The organism is Aeromicrobium sp. Root236, from assembly GCF_001428805.1.
Lineage (GTDB): Bacteria > Actinomycetota > Actinomycetes > Propionibacteriales > Nocardioidaceae > Aeromicrobium.
This window is the reverse complement of record NZ_LMIS01000001.1, coordinates 3,401,459-3,416,838: the sequence shown is the minus strand read 5'-3', so window position 1 is coordinate 3,416,838 and position 15,380 is coordinate 3,401,459. Positions and strand designations below refer to the sequence as shown.

General features: G+C 67.8%; 17 protein-coding genes and 1 tRNA gene. 8 read left to right on the top strand and 10 right to left on the bottom strand.

The window, feature by feature from the left end:
- Window positions 1–34 precede the first annotated feature (34 nt).
- Complete coding sequence (locus tag ASE12_RS17145) at window positions 35–808, bottom strand: SGNH/GDSL hydrolase family protein (protein ID WP_056403366.1); 774 nt, start codon at window positions 806–808, stop codon at window positions 35–37.
- A 32-nt stretch (window positions 809–840) separates the two neighbouring features.
- The gene (locus tag ASE12_RS17140; protein ID WP_056403362.1) at window positions 841–1,821 is read right to left on the bottom strand and encodes an aldo/keto reductase; all 981 of its coding nucleotides are present in this window, start codon (window positions 1,819–1,821) and stop codon (window positions 841–843) included.
- Between the two features lie 127 nt (window positions 1,822–1,948).
- Here ASE12_RS17140 and ASE12_RS17135 point away from each other — a divergent pair, with 127 nt between their 5' ends.
- Window positions 1,949–2,407: a DUF4383 domain-containing protein gene (locus ASE12_RS17135; protein ID WP_056403360.1), complete on the top strand. Its 459-nt coding sequence runs from the start codon at window positions 1,949–1,951 to the stop codon at window positions 2,405–2,407.
- A 16-nt stretch (window positions 2,408–2,423) separates the two neighbouring features.
- On the opposite strand, the gene ASE12_RS17130 is transcribed toward ASE12_RS17135, so the two are convergent.
- Both ASE12_RS17130 and ASE12_RS17125 read right to left on the bottom strand, forming a co-directional pair.
- Window positions 2,424–2,996 (bottom strand): GNAT family N-acetyltransferase, encoded by a 573-nt coding sequence (locus ASE12_RS17130; protein WP_056403356.1) that lies wholly within the window; start codon window positions 2,994–2,996, stop codon window positions 2,424–2,426.
- A 546-nt stretch (window positions 2,997–3,542) separates the two neighbouring features.
- Window positions 3,543–4,160: a TetR/AcrR family transcriptional regulator gene (locus ASE12_RS17125; RefSeq protein WP_056403354.1), complete on the bottom strand. Its 618-nt coding sequence runs from the start codon at window positions 4,158–4,160 to the stop codon at window positions 3,543–3,545.
- A gap of 69 nt (window positions 4,161–4,229) precedes the next feature.
- Here ASE12_RS17125 and ASE12_RS17120 point away from each other — a divergent pair, with 69 nt between their 5' ends.
- From ASE12_RS17120 to ASE12_RS17110, 3 genes are all read left to right on the top strand, one after another.
- Window positions 4,230–5,339 (top strand): hypothetical protein, encoded by a 1,110-nt coding sequence (locus ASE12_RS17120; protein ID WP_056403350.1) that lies wholly within the window; start codon window positions 4,230–4,232, stop codon window positions 5,337–5,339.
- Between the two features lie 172 nt (window positions 5,340–5,511).
- Window positions 5,512–6,132: a TetR/AcrR family transcriptional regulator gene (locus ASE12_RS17115; protein ID WP_162255515.1), complete on the top strand. Its 621-nt coding sequence runs from the start codon at window positions 5,512–5,514 to the stop codon at window positions 6,130–6,132.
- A 66-nt stretch (window positions 6,133–6,198) separates the two neighbouring features.
- The gene (locus ASE12_RS17110; protein ID WP_056403344.1) at window positions 6,199–6,876 is read left to right on the top strand and encodes an SDR family oxidoreductase; all 678 of its coding nucleotides are present in this window, start codon (window positions 6,199–6,201) and stop codon (window positions 6,874–6,876) included.
- An 840-nt stretch (window positions 6,877–7,716) separates the two neighbouring features.
- Here the strand turns inward: ASE12_RS17110 and ASE12_RS17105 are convergent.
- Both ASE12_RS17105 and ASE12_RS20145 read right to left on the bottom strand, forming a co-directional pair.
- The gene (locus tag ASE12_RS17105) at window positions 7,717–8,352 is read right to left on the bottom strand and encodes a Fic family protein (RefSeq protein ID WP_056403341.1); all 636 of its coding nucleotides are present in this window, start codon (window positions 8,350–8,352) and stop codon (window positions 7,717–7,719) included.
- The gene (locus ASE12_RS20145) at window positions 8,352–8,507 is read right to left on the bottom strand and encodes a hypothetical protein (protein WP_157413034.1); all 156 of its coding nucleotides are present in this window, start codon (window positions 8,505–8,507) and stop codon (window positions 8,352–8,354) included. The genes ASE12_RS17105 and ASE12_RS20145 overlap by 1 nt, the downstream gene beginning before the upstream one ends.
- 438 nt (window positions 8,508–8,945) lie before the next feature.
- On the opposite strand from ASE12_RS20145, the gene ASE12_RS17100 reads away from it, so the two are divergent.
- Window positions 8,946–9,140, top strand: a complete 195-nt coding sequence (locus ASE12_RS17100; protein ID WP_056403338.1) for an AlpA family transcriptional regulator — start codon at window positions 8,946–8,948, stop codon at window positions 9,138–9,140.
- Between the two features lie 117 nt (window positions 9,141–9,257).
- Window positions 9,258–10,328 carry a tyrosine-type recombinase/integrase gene (locus ASE12_RS17095; RefSeq protein WP_056403335.1) on the top strand — a complete coding sequence of 357 codons (1,071 nt, stop codon included), beginning with the start codon at window positions 9,258–9,260 and terminating at the stop codon, window positions 10,326–10,328.
- A 105-nt stretch (window positions 10,329–10,433) separates the two neighbouring features.
- Here ASE12_RS17095 and ASE12_RS17090 read toward each other — a convergent pair.
- Window positions 10,434–10,507 (bottom strand) — tRNA-Leu (locus tag ASE12_RS17090).
- A 151-nt stretch (window positions 10,508–10,658) separates the two neighbouring features.
- Here ASE12_RS17090 and ASE12_RS17085 point away from each other — a divergent pair.
- On the top strand, window positions 10,659–11,000 hold the full coding sequence (locus ASE12_RS17085; RefSeq protein ID WP_056403333.1) for a hypothetical protein: 342 nt from the start codon (window positions 10,659–10,661) through the stop codon (window positions 10,998–11,000).
- Here the strand turns inward: ASE12_RS17085 and ASE12_RS17080 are convergent, their stop codons facing one another.
- Complete coding sequence (locus ASE12_RS17080) at window positions 11,001–12,251, bottom strand: alpha-hydroxy acid oxidase (RefSeq protein ID WP_056403329.1); 1,251 nt, start codon at window positions 12,249–12,251, stop codon at window positions 11,001–11,003. It abuts the gene before it with no gap.
- Between the two features lie 91 nt (window positions 12,252–12,342).
- Here ASE12_RS17080 and ASE12_RS17075 point away from each other — a divergent pair, with 91 nt between their 5' ends.
- The gene (locus ASE12_RS17075; RefSeq protein ID WP_056403326.1) at window positions 12,343–13,044 is read left to right on the top strand and encodes a FadR/GntR family transcriptional regulator; all 702 of its coding nucleotides are present in this window, start codon (window positions 12,343–12,345) and stop codon (window positions 13,042–13,044) included.
- Here ASE12_RS17075 and ASE12_RS17070 read toward each other — a convergent pair.
- Both ASE12_RS17070 and ASE12_RS17065 read right to left on the bottom strand, forming a co-directional pair.
- Entirely contained in the window at window positions 13,041–13,949 is a 909-nt protein-coding gene (locus ASE12_RS17070) for an NAD(P)-dependent oxidoreductase (RefSeq protein WP_056403322.1), read from the bottom strand. The two genes, ASE12_RS17075 and ASE12_RS17070, sit on opposite strands and share 4 nt — an antisense overlap.
- Window positions 13,950–13,956: 7 nt before the next feature.
- On the bottom strand, window positions 13,957–15,378 hold the full coding sequence (locus ASE12_RS17065) for a rhamnulokinase family protein (protein WP_056403319.1): 1,422 nt from the start codon (window positions 15,376–15,378) through the stop codon (window positions 13,957–13,959).
- Between the last annotated feature and the right edge of the window lie 2 nt (window positions 15,379–15,380).

The following is a 15,380-nucleotide window of genomic DNA, read 5'->3' as shown; positions in this document are numbered from 1 at the left end:
GCCAGCCTAGTCCCGGTGCGTCCTGCTCGAACGGCTATTCGGCGATCGTCCACGGCTCGAGGGCCAGGCGCTTGCCGGTGCGGCCGTCCCCGGACGAGCGGCCCCTCAGGCGCCGGCCGATCCACGGACCCGCGAACCCGGCCCACCACTGCAGCTCACCGACGACCCGGCGGACGGGCGCCGGTTTCGGGCCGGGCACCAGCGGCTCGTCCCAGGCGGACTCGGTCGGCAGACCGAGCGTGTGCAGCATGGCCAGCGCGAACCGCGTGTGACCCAGCGGCGAGAGGTGGAGACGGTCGCTGCTCCACGCCTCCGGGAGCCCGAACACGTCTCGCGGCGGGAGCGGGGCCAGGATGGCTCCCCGTCGCGCCGCGACGTCGGTAAGCGTGCCGTTGAGGGCGTCCACCCGCCCCTTGAGCCTCGCACCGATCGGCAGCAGCCCGGTCATGTCCGGGAGCGGGACGAGGACCGTGACGATCCCTTGGTCGGTCAGCCGCTGAGCCATGTGGTCGAGATCGGCTCCGACGGTGTCGATGTCGACCTTGGGCCGCATCAGGTCGTTCATGCCCGCGGTGACGGTGACCAGGTCGGGCTCGGCAGCCAGTGCCGCCGGCAGCTGGGTGGCCCGCACCTGCGCAGCCTTCTGCCCACGGACCGCGAGATTGGCGTAGTGGACGGGGCGACCGGCCTGGTCCGTGAGGTGCTGCGCGACCCGGTCGGCCCAGCCACGGGGAACGTCGCCCGGCCACGGATCGTCGCCGAGGCCCTCGGTGAGGCTGTCGCCGATGGCGACGTACCGGCTGAACATACGAGCTCCTGGTTGGTGTGAGGGGCGGGTGGCTACCAGCGCGGGTGGATCGCGTCGCGCAGGTGTCGGTCGTAGATGTCGTGCACGGTCTGGTCGAAGCCGTCGGGCAGCACGACGTCAGCCGCCGCCGCGTTGGAGCGCGACTGGTTGACGTTGCGGGCACCGGGGATCGCGGCCGTGACGCCGTCCTGCGCGAGGATCCACGCAATGGCGGCCTGGGCCGGGCGCACGCCCTCCGGGACGGCCGCGGCGAACTCCTGGGCGGCACGCACGCCGGTCTCGAAGTCGACGCCGGAGAACGTCTCGCCGACGTCGAACGCCTCGCCGCCGCGGTTGTAGGTGCGGTGATCGTCCGGTGCGAACGTCGTGCTGGTCGTGTAGCGACCCGACAACAGGCCGCTCGCGAGCGGCACGCGAGCGATGATGCCGACGCCGGCCTCCTTGGCCGCGGGCAGCACCTCGTCGAGAGGCTTGAGCCGGAACGCGTTGAAGATGATCTGGACGCTCGCCACGTTGGGCCGGGCGATCGCGGTGAGCGCCTCGTCGACGGTCTCGACGCTGACGCCGTACGCCGCCAGCACGCCCTCCTGCACCAGCAGGTCGAGGCCGTCATAGACCTCGTCGCTGGAGAACACCGGCGTCGGCGGGCAGTGCAGCTGCACCAGGTCGAGCGTCTCGACGCCGAGGTTGGTGCGTGAACGGTCGGTCCAGGCACGGAAGTTGTCGAGCGTGAAGTTCACCGGGTCCTGGTCGGCTCGTCGTCCCATCTTGGTGGCGACGAAGACGTCGAGCTCCGGACGGTCCTTGAGGTACTCGCCGATCAGCTGCTCGCTGCGGCCGTCGCCGTAGACGTCAGCGGTGTCGAAGAACGTCACGCCGGCCGCCGTCGCGCTGTCGAGCACGGCGATCGCCTCGTCGTGCGTCACGTCGCCCCAGTCCGCGCCGAGCTGCCACGTGCCGAGTCCCACGACCGAGACCTTGCGTCCCGTGCGACCCAGTGTGCGAACGTCCATCGTGGTGCTCCTTGTGCGTGGCGGAAGGCCAGCCTACGACCCGGTCAAGCACGCTCGACGGGCGACCGATTGACCCCGGCATTCCGTGGGTATGTGCTCGGTAACCGTTCGACGAAAGGACTGTTCGATGAGCACGTCACGCAGCGTCGGCACCGATGCGGAGCGGCTCGCCAGGACGGCAGCCGCGGCCGTCGGCGCCGTGTTCCTCCTGGTCGGTGTCCTCGGCTTCATCCCCGGCATCACGACCGACTACGACTCCCTGACGTTCGCCGACCACGACAGCGGCGCCCAGCTGCTCGGCATCTTCCAGGTCTCGATCCTGCACAACCTCGTGCACGTCCTGTTCGGCGTCGCCGGACTGGCCGCTGCCCGCGAGGCCCGCCTCGTGCCGCCGTTCCTGTTCGGCAGTGCCGCGATCTACGCCGTGCTGACGATCTACGGCATCGCGATCGACAAGGAGAGCGGCGCCAACTTCGTCCCGCTCGACTCCGCCGACAACTGGCTGCACCTGGTGCTGACGGTCGCGCTCGCCGGGCTGGGGTTCTACGTCAAGCGGCAGCTCGAAGGCCGGCGTACGACGGCATAGCGCCGGTCGATCGAGGTCAGCCCAGGTCGAGGCGCATCAGCACACGCGGGAAGCCATTGAGCACCGACTGGGTGGCGGCCGCTTTGGTGAACCCAGCACGCTCGAACAGTCGCCGCGTGCCGACGTAGGCCATCGTGAGGTCCACCTTGCGATCGCCGTTGTCGACCGGATAGGCCTCGATCGCCGGTGCGCCGTTGGCACGGGCGAAGTCGACGGCGCCGGCCACGAGAACGTGCGAGATGCCCTTGCCGCGGTGCCCTGGGCGTACGCGGATGCACCACAACGACCACACGTCCAAGTCGTCGACGAGCGGGATCTTGCGGTTGCGGGCGAAGCTCGTGTCGGAGCGCGGATGGACCGCCGCCCAGCCGACCACGTCGTCACCGTCGTACGCCAGCACGCCGGGCGGCGGGTCCTCGCGCACCAGCTCGGCGACGCGTTCGCCGCGGGCCGGGCCGCGCAGCTCGACGTTCTCCTTGGAAGGGATGCGATAGCTCAGGCACCAGCAGACGTTGGCATCCGGACGCTTGGGCCCCACCATCGTGCGTACGTCGTCGAAGCTGCTCGCCGGCCGCACCTCGATCGCCATGGGGACATGCTGCCACCGGCGACCGACAGGACCGGTCCACGTGCTCCCGGTGGGGGTCGAACCCTATTCGGCCGCTTTGCCGACCTGCGGAGATGTCATTTTCTCCGGCAATTTCAATGAATGCGTCTCACGTGAATCACGGCAATCGCAGGTAGATCACGAGCGTTTGTGCTCAAAATGTGCTCACGAATGTGTCTGCCGACCTCCAGCCGAGGGGGAGAGGTGTGGCGTTGACGTAAGTCGTCTGGCCAATGACCAATTTACCTGGCCAAGCGACAGGGAGACCTGGCTTCCACTTCCGCTGGCGTGAAAACGATGACCTCCTCACCCCTAGTGACGCAGGCCTGAGCAGAGCCGCATGAGCGGCAGCGAATCGATATGAACCGACGCTCAACGGCCAGTCGTCCGGATAGTGAAGAAGCGGATTGTGAGCAAGCTCGCCCCCGCGCCGGTGCTAGCACGACGGCCACCGGGGACGCTTTGTCGCCCTTGACAGCCGGCATGCACCGGTCCCGGCCATGGGCGCCACGCTGACCTGCGAGGGCCTCAAGTCGAAGCGGCGGCCGCAACGGCGGCCGCGAATGCTCGGAGTGTCGCGACTTGCTGAGTCGTACTCGGCGGGGTGTCCGCCATCTGCCACGTGGAGACGAGCGCCACCATGCCACCTATCGCGAAGACGCGCCCATCGTCGGTGAGCACAATCTCTGATCGATCGTGACCGCCACTCGACTCCGTCAGCCAGGTGGTCACGGCCGCCGCGAGGATCTCGGCGACACGTTCGCCACGTGGGATGGCCCGAAGCTTGTCGAAGAACTCACGGTTGTCCCGCCCTGCGGTGAGCAACGGCTCGATTCCGCGCTCTCGGACCGCTCCGGTGAGCGCCTGGACGAGGTCAGAGGCACTCTCGTCCAAGGACAGCCGGCTGTCGAGCAGCCGGCTGATCCAGACGTCCGTCGCAAGGTCGCCGACGCTGTCGTAGTGGTTATGCAGCGCCTGCCTGCTCAGTCCTGCACGGTGCGCGACCGCGCTCATCGAGATCGACTCGCCCTTCGGCGACTCGGACACGATCGCCGTCAGTGCGCGGATCAGGGCCGCGCGGGTGCGGGTGACTCGCGGATCGACGCGCTGTCCCCTAGGTGGCGACGTCCTCATCTCCTCAGGCATGCATCCATCTTGCCACCACCAGGGCACTGATGTACATTCGTCTTATAGTTTACATCTGTAAAGGACATCATGACGCAGCCTGAACAGCCGGCATCCCTCCACGACGCTCCGGTGCACCCAGACTTCGAGGCTGCGGCAGCAGGAGGCTCACTGACCTCCGAGGGGCCGGGATCCGCTCACCGCTACCGGAACGTGGTCCTCGGCGGTATCGCGATCCTGCTCCTGGCCATGGCGATGCTCACGAGCTACTCGAGCGCGTTCGGCAACCCCAAGCCCAACAACGTCCAGCTCGCCGTCACCGGCGACGCCAGCACGGTCGCGGCTCTCGAGCGGCAGGACTCCCTCGACGTCAAGGTCGTCGCGTCCGCGGCCCAGGCGCGAGCCGCCGTCCTTGATCGAGAGGCGGACGGGGCCATCGTCCTGCCCACACCGGGCAACGACGCCGGCGTCACCACCTACGTCGCCAGCGGCGGCGGCCGTGCCCTCGGTCAGGCGATCGCCGGCATCGGTGAGTCGCTCGCGGCACGGCTGAACGTCGCCAACACGACCTCTGACGTCGCACCGTTGCCCGCGACCGATCCCGTCGGATCGATCGAGTTCTACGCGATCCTATTCGCCGGGCTGGGCGCAGCACTCGGCGCGACCGTGTTCGGTCGCGTCCTCGGCACGGTCGACACCGTGAAGAAGTTCGCCGAGCGCAGCGTCGTCCTCGTGCTGTACGCGGGCGCCCTCGCGGGACTCATCACCCTGTGGATCGACGTCGCCCTCGATGCCGTGACCGTCGGCCCCTGGGAGGTGTTCGCGATCTTGTGGTTGACGGCGCTGGCCATCGGAGGCGCGGTGACCGGCGTCGCCGCACTCGGCGGCACCATCGCCGCGCTGGGCGTGACGATCACTCTGGTGATCCTCGGCAACACGTCCTCCGGCGGCCCCCTCGGCGTCCACGTGATGAACGACTTCTTCCAGACCCTCTACTACGTCTTCCCGCAGGGTGATGCTCTCGACCTCCTGCGGTCCGTCCAGTACTTCGACGGCGCGGCCGTCTCCGGTCCCATCGTCCGACTGAGCATCTGGGCGGTCGCAGGCATCCTCCTCACCCTGGCGGCGATGCTCCTGCGAAGCCGTCGAGAGGTTGCGGCTCGAGCGGCGAGTGCCGCCCACCTCGCCTCGCGGTCCTGACGCTGATGACGCCGACCCACAGGACGCACGTGCACCTCGGACCCCGGCTCGTGCGAACGGTTGGACGACGTCGGGCACGTCTCGATCATTGACGATCCCCATCTTCGCGGACGCCATTAGCCGATCAGTCGCAGTTCCGAGTCGATGGGAAGTGCGGCGATACGCTGTGACGGTGTCATCCCCACGGCTCCCCGGCGAAAGCTCCCTGCGAGCCGATGCTGCGCGCAACCGTGAGCGTATTGCTCAGGCGGCCCGGTCGGCCTTCGCCGAGCTGGGAGCAGACGCTCCGGTCGCGGAGATCGCGCGGCGCGCCGGTGTAGGGTCGGCGACCCTGTACCGGCGCTTTCCAACGAGGGAGGACTTGCTCGAGCTGGTGTTCGCTGACCAGATTGTGCGGTGCGCCGAGAAGGTCGAGAGCCTCGTCGAGCGCGCCGACCCGTGGGAGGCCTTCGCGGACTACATGACCTTCCTTTTCGAGCTGCAACGAGACGATAGAGCCTTCACGACCGCACTGCTCCGATCCTTCCCGCAGGACGGTCGCCTAGGACGGGAGCATCGGCGTGCCGACACCGGCCTCGAGCTTCTCGTCGATCGAGCACGCGAGGCCGGGGCCTTACGCTCCGACTTCACGGGCGTCGATGTCGTCATCCTCTTGCAGGCACACGAAGGCGTTATCGCCCCCCTGGCCGCTGCCGATCGGGATTGCATCGAGGCGGCGTCGGCGCGCGTGTCGGCGATCCTCCTCGACGGCTGCCGGCCACACGGGGCAGAGGTCCGAGCACACCCCGACTAAGTGGAGAGTGCCGCCCATTTGTGTGTATCCTCTAAGTGAACATAGATCCCCACTTAGGAGCACGCCATGAGCACCATCGCCATCGTCGGAGCCGGTCCCGGTCTGGGTCTCGCCATCGCCCGCGTCTTCGGACGGGAGGGCTTCTCCGTGGCACTCATCTCCCGGACGCAGAGCCGCCTCGACGAGCTCGCCCGGACGCTGCGCGACGAGGGCATCGAGGCGCGCGGCTTCGCCGGCGACGTGATGGACCGTGACAGCCTCACCGCCGCCCTCGCCGCCGCCAAGAAGATCTTCGGCTCGATCGACGTGCTCGAGTTTTCGCCAGCGCCACACGCCCCGGTGCCGGGAGTCGAGATGGTCGGGGCGTTGGACCTCACGGTCGACTCCATGGCCCCTCAACTGGAGTTCTACCTGTACTCGGCCATCACGGCGGTCCGCGAGGTGCTGCCCGAGATGCTCGAACGCGACTCGGGGACGCTGCTGTTCACAACGGGCGGCGGGTCCATCAGCCCGATCCCGATGATGGGCAACATCAATGCCGCATCGGCGGCTCTGCGCAACTGGGCCATCAACCTGAACGGCGCGCTGGCCGACACCGGAGTTCACGCGGCGTACGTCGCCATCAACCTGCTGATCGACTCCGGGCCCGAAAAGGCGTCTGCCGCAGCCATCGCGCCCCTCTACTGGACAGCGCATGAGGCGCGCGACACCCCTGAGTACGTCTACGCTCTCGAAGCCGACTGAGAACAGGCAGCTGTCCGCGCTACCCCAACCAGTGCCAGGCAGCGGGCTGGAAGCGATTCAGAAGACCGCGTCAGGACGTTGGTTCGGCCTGGATCACGACCACGCCGCGTTTCTCAAGCGACCACCCCTCGTTGCATTCATGACCAGCTCTGCAATCTGCGAGTGATTGTGCGATCGACGAAGGCCCTCACTGAAATTCAGTAAGAGGCTCCGATTGGTAGCGGAGACAGATCAGATTGTGTGATCTCCACCGATACAAACGATGCGTCAGAGCGCCTACATTCCCCGTCCAAGAACGCTCTCCTCCAACATCCACACACCTCTTGCATTCTCGGTGTCCCCTTGCGTCCGTACGAAAGGCCTTAGGGGTCATGAATGCAGAAAAGAAGCGCGATAAGCGCGAGGAAAGTGGCCGAAAAGTCGCGGAGGGAACATGCCCTCGATGCGGCAGGCCGACGCAGAGCAAGCCGATCGGGCGACCACCGATCTGGTGTTCACAGGCGTGCCGGAGGGCCGCGTATGAGGAGCGGCGCGCAGCCACCCACGGAGCGATCGCAGTTGAAGTTGTCGAACGCGTCGAGACTCTCGAGCACCCAATAGGCACTTGCGTCGACCGCACCTTGGCGTCACCAGCTGGGTGCCGACGGGTCGTCTACGAGTTGGCCCGACTTGCTCGCGAACGAACCTTGCAGTCAGATCCCAGATGGGAATCGACCTACAACGCCTTACACAACGGACTCATGGACGCCCTACACACGCCGTTCGACCGGCGCCACTAGACCGAGGGGTGGTGCCTGAGTCGAGAGCATTTCGCCCCGAAGGGGCTACCTGTCGGGGCGCCTATTCCGTCGCTTCGAGGTTGATGACGGTGATGAACTCGGCGAGTGCGCGGGGGTCGCGGGTCACGTCGTACTCGCGCCGGAGCCGGATGTAGGTGGCGCGGTCGACTTCCCAGTCGTAGGTGTGTACCGGCTCCCAAGCTGTTTGCCCCGCGAGATACACAAGTTCCGCCAGCAGTCGGGTCACGCGACCGTTGCCATCTACAAACGGGTGGATGCGGACCAAGGCAGCATGAGCGGCGATGCCCAGCATTCGCGCGTCCATACCCGTCTGGTGCTTCCAGTGATAGTTGAGGTCGTCCAACGCGTTGCGCATCTCAACGGCGATGTGCTCCGGGGCGATGCCAATGTTGGTTTCCCGCCGGCGCTGGCGCCCTCCCCACTCCCAGACCGGCGCATAGAGACGGCGGTGGAGGTCACGCACGAAGTGGTCGTCGAGCAGGTCGCGCATCGGTACGTTGAAGTTCAGCAGGTTTCCCCACCACTCGTCGGCGACCTCCACCTGGATGCGCTGCTCTAGGTCGTACAGGTCGGCCTTGCGGATCGGGTTGCCCAGCAACTTACGAGCTTCGGGCGTGAGTGCTTCGGCCTCTTCGTAGTTGAGGAGAGTCTCGCCGTAGTCAGGTTCGAGAGCCATCAGGCCTTCGAGCGTAGCGACTCCACGAACTTCTCGACCTTGGCCGAGCGGACATGCTCATCGGGAACGTCGCGGTGCTCCAACCGCGCCGACGCCTTGGTCGAGCGCGCGACGAACTGGCGGCGCGTCTTTTCCGACACAGTCCTTTTGGTCATCGCTGCTCCTTCCCTCTTTCCAACGGTAGCGCACCTACGCCGGGGCAGCTGCGCAGATGGGCGACACTCTTGCTTGACCTCGGGATGCCAGATCCTCATCTCTGTCGAGCAAATCTACACCTGAGGGACATCGCGGAAGAGTGGAGATTCACGGTCTCACCTTGCAGGGTAAAGAGTCGCCGGACGACATATCCCGCACCCCGCCTCCACCGCGGAAGTGGGTCGTTCCGCCGATTCCTCGTTTCGCGGTCTCAGAGGTCTGTACCGGGTTGGCACGCGCCGGGGAACCTGGCCACCTAGTCGTCCCGATCTACGTTCCCCCCACGTCTCCCGAAATGTTCCCCCAATGTTCCCCCGATTCTTTAACGCTCCCTGGCCCTTCGAGCGCACCTGAGCGGCCTTAGGTGGGTGTGATGCCAACGGATACGGAGGAAGCAGATGACTGATCAGGTGATGGAGCGCCTCGTCGCGCCAGAGGATCTCGCCGAGCTGCTCTCGGTGACAACAGGGCAGCTGGCGCAGATGCGCTACCTCGGGACCGGCCCTGAGTACGTGAAGGTCGGCACGCGGGTGCGGTATTCGCTGTCGGACGTACGGACCTGGCTCGACGGGCAGCGACGAGTTCGAACATGAGCAGAAGGCGGCCGTCCCCACCTGCCTCGGCCACCGCGCTTGTCCACAACTCCGTGTCGCGCACTGGTGCCGAATTTGCTGACCGCGATAGGCCCAAAGATGAGGCGGTGATCAACAATGGCGACCATCGAGGCGTACGAGACGGCGAGCGGTAGGCGCTACATGGTCCGCTATCGGAAGCCCAACCGGCGACAGACTTCGAAGCGGGGGTTTCGCACGAAGCGAGATGCCGAGCGGTTCGCTTCGGAGATCGAGGTCGCGAAGGATCGCGGACAGTACATCGATCCCCGCTCGGCGCGGGTGAGCGTCGGCGAGCTCGGGCCGGCATGGCTGTCCCGTCAGACCCATCTCAAGCCGTCGTCGTACCGCCCTCTCGAAATCGCCTGGCGTGTTCATGTCGAGCCGACCTGGGCCGGGCACCGCCTCAGCGACATCACCCACACCGAGGTACAGGACTGGGTCTCGACGATGAGCGAGACCCGCGGTGCCACGACCGTTCAACGAGCACTGGCGGTACTCACAGGGATCCTCGACGAGGCGGTGCGTGACCGTCGTCTGTTTGCCAGCCCGGCAACCGGCGTGAAGACGCCACGGAAGGTCAAGAAACCTCGGACGTACCTGACGCACCTGCAGGTCCAGGCACTCGCTCGCGAGGCCGGTCAATACGGCCCGGTCGTGCTCGTGATGGCCTACTGCGGTCTTCGGTGGGGCGAGATGGCCGCTCTCCGGACGAAGGACATCGACCTCGCACGACGTCGCCTCAGTGTCGAGCAAAACGCTGTCGAGGTCGGGCACAAGTTCATCGTCGGCACTCCCAAGAGCCACGAGCGACGGACCGTGCCATTTCCCGAGCTGCTCGAAGCAAGCCTGCGCGAGGCGTGCAAGGACAAGCCGCCCACAGCACTGGTGTTCCCCGCCCCAGACGGGAACTTCATGCACAACAACACGCGCGGATGGTTCGCCGGCGCCGTGGCTCGCTCGGGTGTCCCCCGGCTGACACCACACGACCTGAGACACACCGCGGCGTCCCTTGCGATCTCGGCCGGCGCGAACGTGAAGGCGGTCCAGAGAATGCTCGGACATGCTTCAGCGGCGATGACACTCGACACCTACGCCGACCTGTTCGATGAGGATCTCGACGCCGTAGCCATCGCCCTGCATGCCGCCGCAGAGCCCTACATCTCATGAAGCATCGCCAATGTGTGCTCAAAATGTGCTCACGCGGGGTGTGAGCCACTCCTCAAGTCCCGCGTAAACGCTGCAATAACAGGAGAAACGCGACACCCCTCCACGTGCTCCCGGTGGGGGTCGAACCCACACTGTGACGGGTTTAAGCCATCTGCCTCTGCCGGTTGGGCTACGGGAGCCTCGGCCAGCCTATCGGCGCATCTCGTCGGCCCAGGTGGGTCCAGGCCCACCGGCAAGAGGCAGGTTGAGCCCATCGTTCCGCTGCTCCGGGATCACTAGCGTCGAAGACATCGATCCCCGGCCTTCGGGCCACGAACCCAGGAGCACCCCATGAACGACATCAACCCCCTCACCAAGGCCCTCGGCCACCTGTTCTGGCCCAACCAGATGACGCCCCGGCCGGCCGGCGCGCCGACCGACTGGCTGCGCTTCGCCCGCTGGGCCGCCGCCGCGTTCACCGCACTGACGACGGGCATCCAGCTGATCGTCTGGGCGATGATCGGCGTCGTCACCCAGTCGATCGACTCCCCGTGGTGGCTGTGGTCGGCCGTGCCCGGCTTCCTCGTCACGGCGTTCCTCACGTGGATGATCAACACCCGCGACCAGCTCGGCATCGAGCCGCCCGCGACCACCGCGCCCGAGCGCCGGCCGGCCGCGAGCCCGCTGGCGTGATCAGCCCCGAGGGGCGAGTCGCTGGAGCTGGGTCACGTGACCCGGCTCCAGCTCGGCCACGGAGCTGACGCCGAGGAGCCGCATCGTACGTTCGATGTCCTTCGTCAGGATCTCGATCGTACGATCGACGCCCCGGCGGCCGCCTGCCATGAGCCCGTACAGATAGGCGCGGCCGATCAGCGTGAAGTCCGCACCCAGCGCCAGGGCGGCCACGATGTCCTGGCCCGACATGATGCCGGTGTCGAGGTGGATCTCGACCGAGTCACCGACGGCCTTGCGCACGTCGGGCAGCAAGTGGAACGGCACCGGTGCCCGGTCGAGCTGACGGCCACCGTGGTTGGACAGCAGCACCGCGTCGACGCCGAGATCGGCGAGCTTGACCGCGTCGTCGACGTTCTGGACGCCCTTGACGACGACCTTGCCGTGCCACTGGTCCTTGATCCAGGCCAGGTCGTCGAACGTGACGGTCGGGTCGAACATCGTGTCCAGGAGCTCGGCGACCGTGCCCGACCACTTGTCGAGCGACGCGAACGCCAGCGGCTCGGTGGTCAGGAAGTTGAGCCACCACGCGGGCCGTGGGATCGCGTTGAGCACCGTGCGCGGCGAAAGGGTCGGCGGGATCGTCATGCCGTTGCGGGTGTCGCGCAGGCGCGCACCGGCGACCGGCACGTCGACGGTGACCAGAAGCGTGTCGAACCCGGCCTTGGCGGCCCGGTCGACGAGGGCCATCGAGCGGTCGCGGTCCTTCCACATGTAGAGCTGGAACCAGTTGCGTCCGCCCGGCGCCGCGGCGGCCAGGTCCTCGATCGCGGTGGTGCCCATCGTCGACAGCGAGTACGGGATGCCGGCGGCCTCCGCGGCCGTGGCGCCGGCGATCTCACCCTCGGACTGCATCATCCGGGTGAAGCCGGTCGGTGCGATCCCGAACGGCAGCGCCGAACGGGCGCCGAGGACCTCGACCGAGGTGTCGACGACCGAGACGTCACGCAGGATCGCGGGATGGAACGTGATGTCCTCGAACGCCTGTCGCGCCCGCGCCAGCGACAGCTCGGCATCCGCGGCGCCGTCGGTGTAGTCGAACGCCGCCTTGGGCGTACGCCGCTTGGCGATCGCCCGCAGGTCCCACACCGTCAGAGCGCGCTCGAGCCGCCGACGCGTCGGGTTGAGCACGGGCTTCTTGAACTTGAGCAGGGGCAGGAAGTCACGCGGGCGCGGGAAGCGGCGGTGCTGCTTGACCAGGGACGAGGCCATGGTGGTCCTTTCGGGGACTGCGTTCCACTAGGCTGTGGTTGGACCACACGATACCTGTGGTCCAACCACACGGCAAACCAAGGAGGCCGAGGTGACCGCACAGGCGTACGAGACCGTCATCGAGGAGATCGAGTCGATGATCCGCTCGAAGCGGCTCAAGCTCGGCGACCGGCTCGAGGGCGAGCGCGTGCTGGCCGACCGGCTCGGCGTCAGTCGTACGTCCGTGCGTGAGGCGATCCGGGTGCTCTCGACCCTCGGCATCATCCGCAGCGCTCCTGGATCCGGCCCGTCGGCCGGGGCCCAGGTCATCGCTGACCCGGAGGTCGCCCTCAGCGCCTCGCTGCGGCTCCACGTGGCCGTCGACTCGCTGTCGGTCGGCGACGTCATCGACGCGCGCGTGATGCTCGAGTCGTGGGCCTACCGGCAGCTCGAACGACTCCCCGACGACGTGCTGGCGCCCGCGCGCGAGCTGCTCGACGCGATGGACGCCACGGACGACCCCGTCGAGTTCCACCACATCGACACCCAGTTCCACCTCGAGCTCGTGCGACTGGCGGGCAATCCCCTGGTCAACGCCATCATGTCCTCGCTGCGCGCCTCGATCGAGAGCTACGTGCTCGACGCGGCACCGCAGCTCGAGGACTGGCAGGCGATCGCGGCCCGGCTACGTGCCGAGCACCGGGCGATCGTCGCCGCGATCGGTGAGGGCGACGGCGATCGGACCGCCTCGCTCGCCGAGGGTCACATCCTGGCGTTCGCCCGTGACGCCGGGCTCATCGCCCAGCCCGGCTAACCCGGGATCACGACGGAGTCGGGGCCGCGGCCCTCGAGCAGGTTGCCGACCTGACGGCGGATCACGGCGTCGATCCGGGGCTGCATCGCGGTGGACATGCCGCCGACGTGCGGCGAGATCAGCACGCCCGGGACCTCCCACAGCGGGTGCTCCGCGGGCAGCGGCTCGGGGTCGGTGACGTCGGTGGCGTACCGGATGCGGCCGGCCTGGCGCACGACCGCGTCGGTGTCGGTGATCTTGCCTCGCGAGACGTTGACGACGATCGCACCGTCGGGCAGCGCGCCGAGGAAGTCGTCGTCGACCAGGCCGACGGTCTGCTCCGAGAGGGGCACGGCGACGATCACGGCGTCGACGGTCGGCAGCAGCTCGGCGAGCTCGTCGGCGCCGTGCACGACCCCGCGATCGTCCTCGCGGCGGCGACCCGCGACACGTACGAGCTCGGCGTCGAAGCCGTCGAGGCGCCGCTCGACCTCGGTGCCGATGCCGCCGTGGCCGAGCAGCATGACGCGGCGGTCCTGCAGGCTCGGCGACCAGCGCCGGTTCCACTCGTGCCGCTCCCGCGCGAAGCCGTCGATCTGCCGCTGAGAGGCCAGGAGCAGCGCCACCGCGAGCTCGGCCGTCGAGCCCTCGTGCACACCAACGGCGTTGCAGACCGTCACACCGGCTGGCAACGCCTCGGGCACCCCGTCGAAGCCGAGCGTCTGGAGCTGCAGCACTGCGAGACGGTCGGGGTCGATGCGGCTCAAGCCTTCGGTCGCGTTGGGATAGGTGCTGACCGCGAGGTCGACGTGGCCCTCGGGCTGCGGATCCTGCGAGATGTCCCAGACGCCGAGGTCCACACGGTCGGTCAGATCGGGGAAGCGTTCGATCCAGCTGGCGTGGGGAAGGGTCACACGAAGAGGCATGGTCCGATCATGCTCTGGGCTCGTAGCGCGCGAGATCGTGGGTGCGCGCGATGAGCGACCGAAGATCCTCGAGGGAGCCGGAGATCGCGCCGAGCGTACGTCCTTGGACCAGCACGTTGCCGAGCGCCGTCGCCTCGACGGGTCCGGCGAGCACCGGGCGGCCGCTGCGGTCGGCGATGGCCTGGCACAGCAACCGGTTGAGCGAGCCGCCGCCGACGACGTGCACGATCCGGATCGTCCGGCCGGCGAGCCGCTCGGCGGTGTCGAGCGCGGACCCGAAGGCGTACGCGAGGCTCTCGACGATGCTGCGCATCAGCTCGGCCTTCGTCGCCGGTGGCCGGGCGCCCTGCTCGTCGCAGAGCTCAGCGATGCGGCCGGGCATGTCTCCCGGCGGGAGGAATCGCGGGTCCTGGACGTCGAACACCGGCACGTCGGTCGTCACGCCAGCGGCGGCGGCGAGGATGTCCGGCAGCGACACGTTGAAGCCGGCGCGCTCCCACTCGCGGAGCGTCTCGCTGATGAGCCAGGTGCCCATGACGTTGGTGAGGAAGCGGGTACGCCCGTCGACGCCGCCCTCGTTCGTGAAGTTGGCGTTGCGCGCCTCGTCGGTCAGCACCGGCGCGTCGAGCTCGAGGCCCACCAGCCCCCACGTGCCGCACGAGATGTAGGCCGCGTCGTCGCCCTGCATCGGCACCCCGACGACCGCCGAGGCGGTGTCGTGCGAGCCGACCGCCGTGACGGCGAGCCCGGGCACGCCGATCTGCTCGCCGACCTCGCCGGTGACCGTGCCGATCGTGGTGCCGGGGTCGACGAGGTCCGTGAACAGCGACTGACGCAGCCCCACCTGCGCCATGAGGTCGGTGTCCCACTGCCCCGTGCGTACGTCCAGCAGTCCGGTCGTCGAGGCGTTGGTGCGCTCGGTGACCATCTCGCCGGTCAGCCAGTAGCCGATCAGGTCGGGGATCAGCAGCATCCGCTCGGCCTCGGCGGCGAGGCCGTCGGCGGCGAGCTGGTAGATCGTGTTGAACGGCAGGAACTGCAGGCCGTTGCGGGCGTACAGGTCAGCGAACGGCACGCGGGCGTGGATGCGCTCCACGCCCGCGGCCGTGCGCTCGTCCCGGTAGTGGAACGGCACGCCCAGCATGCGGTCCGCCCGCATGAGGGCGTAGTCGACCGCCCACGAGTCCACCGCCACGCTCTCGAGCCCGTCAGGGGACGAGCTCGCGGCAGTCCACAGGCCGCTGAGAGCGTGGCGGTAGAGCTCGAGGGGGTCCCAGTGCAGCCCGTCCGACGTGCGTACGGGCTCATTGGCGAATCGCGCGACGGCACGCAGCTCGAGGTGATCGGCTCCGACCTCACCGACCATGACGCGGCCGCTGGAGGCGCCGAGGTCGATCGCGGCAACGGTGTGCCGCTTCGAGGAGGTCATGG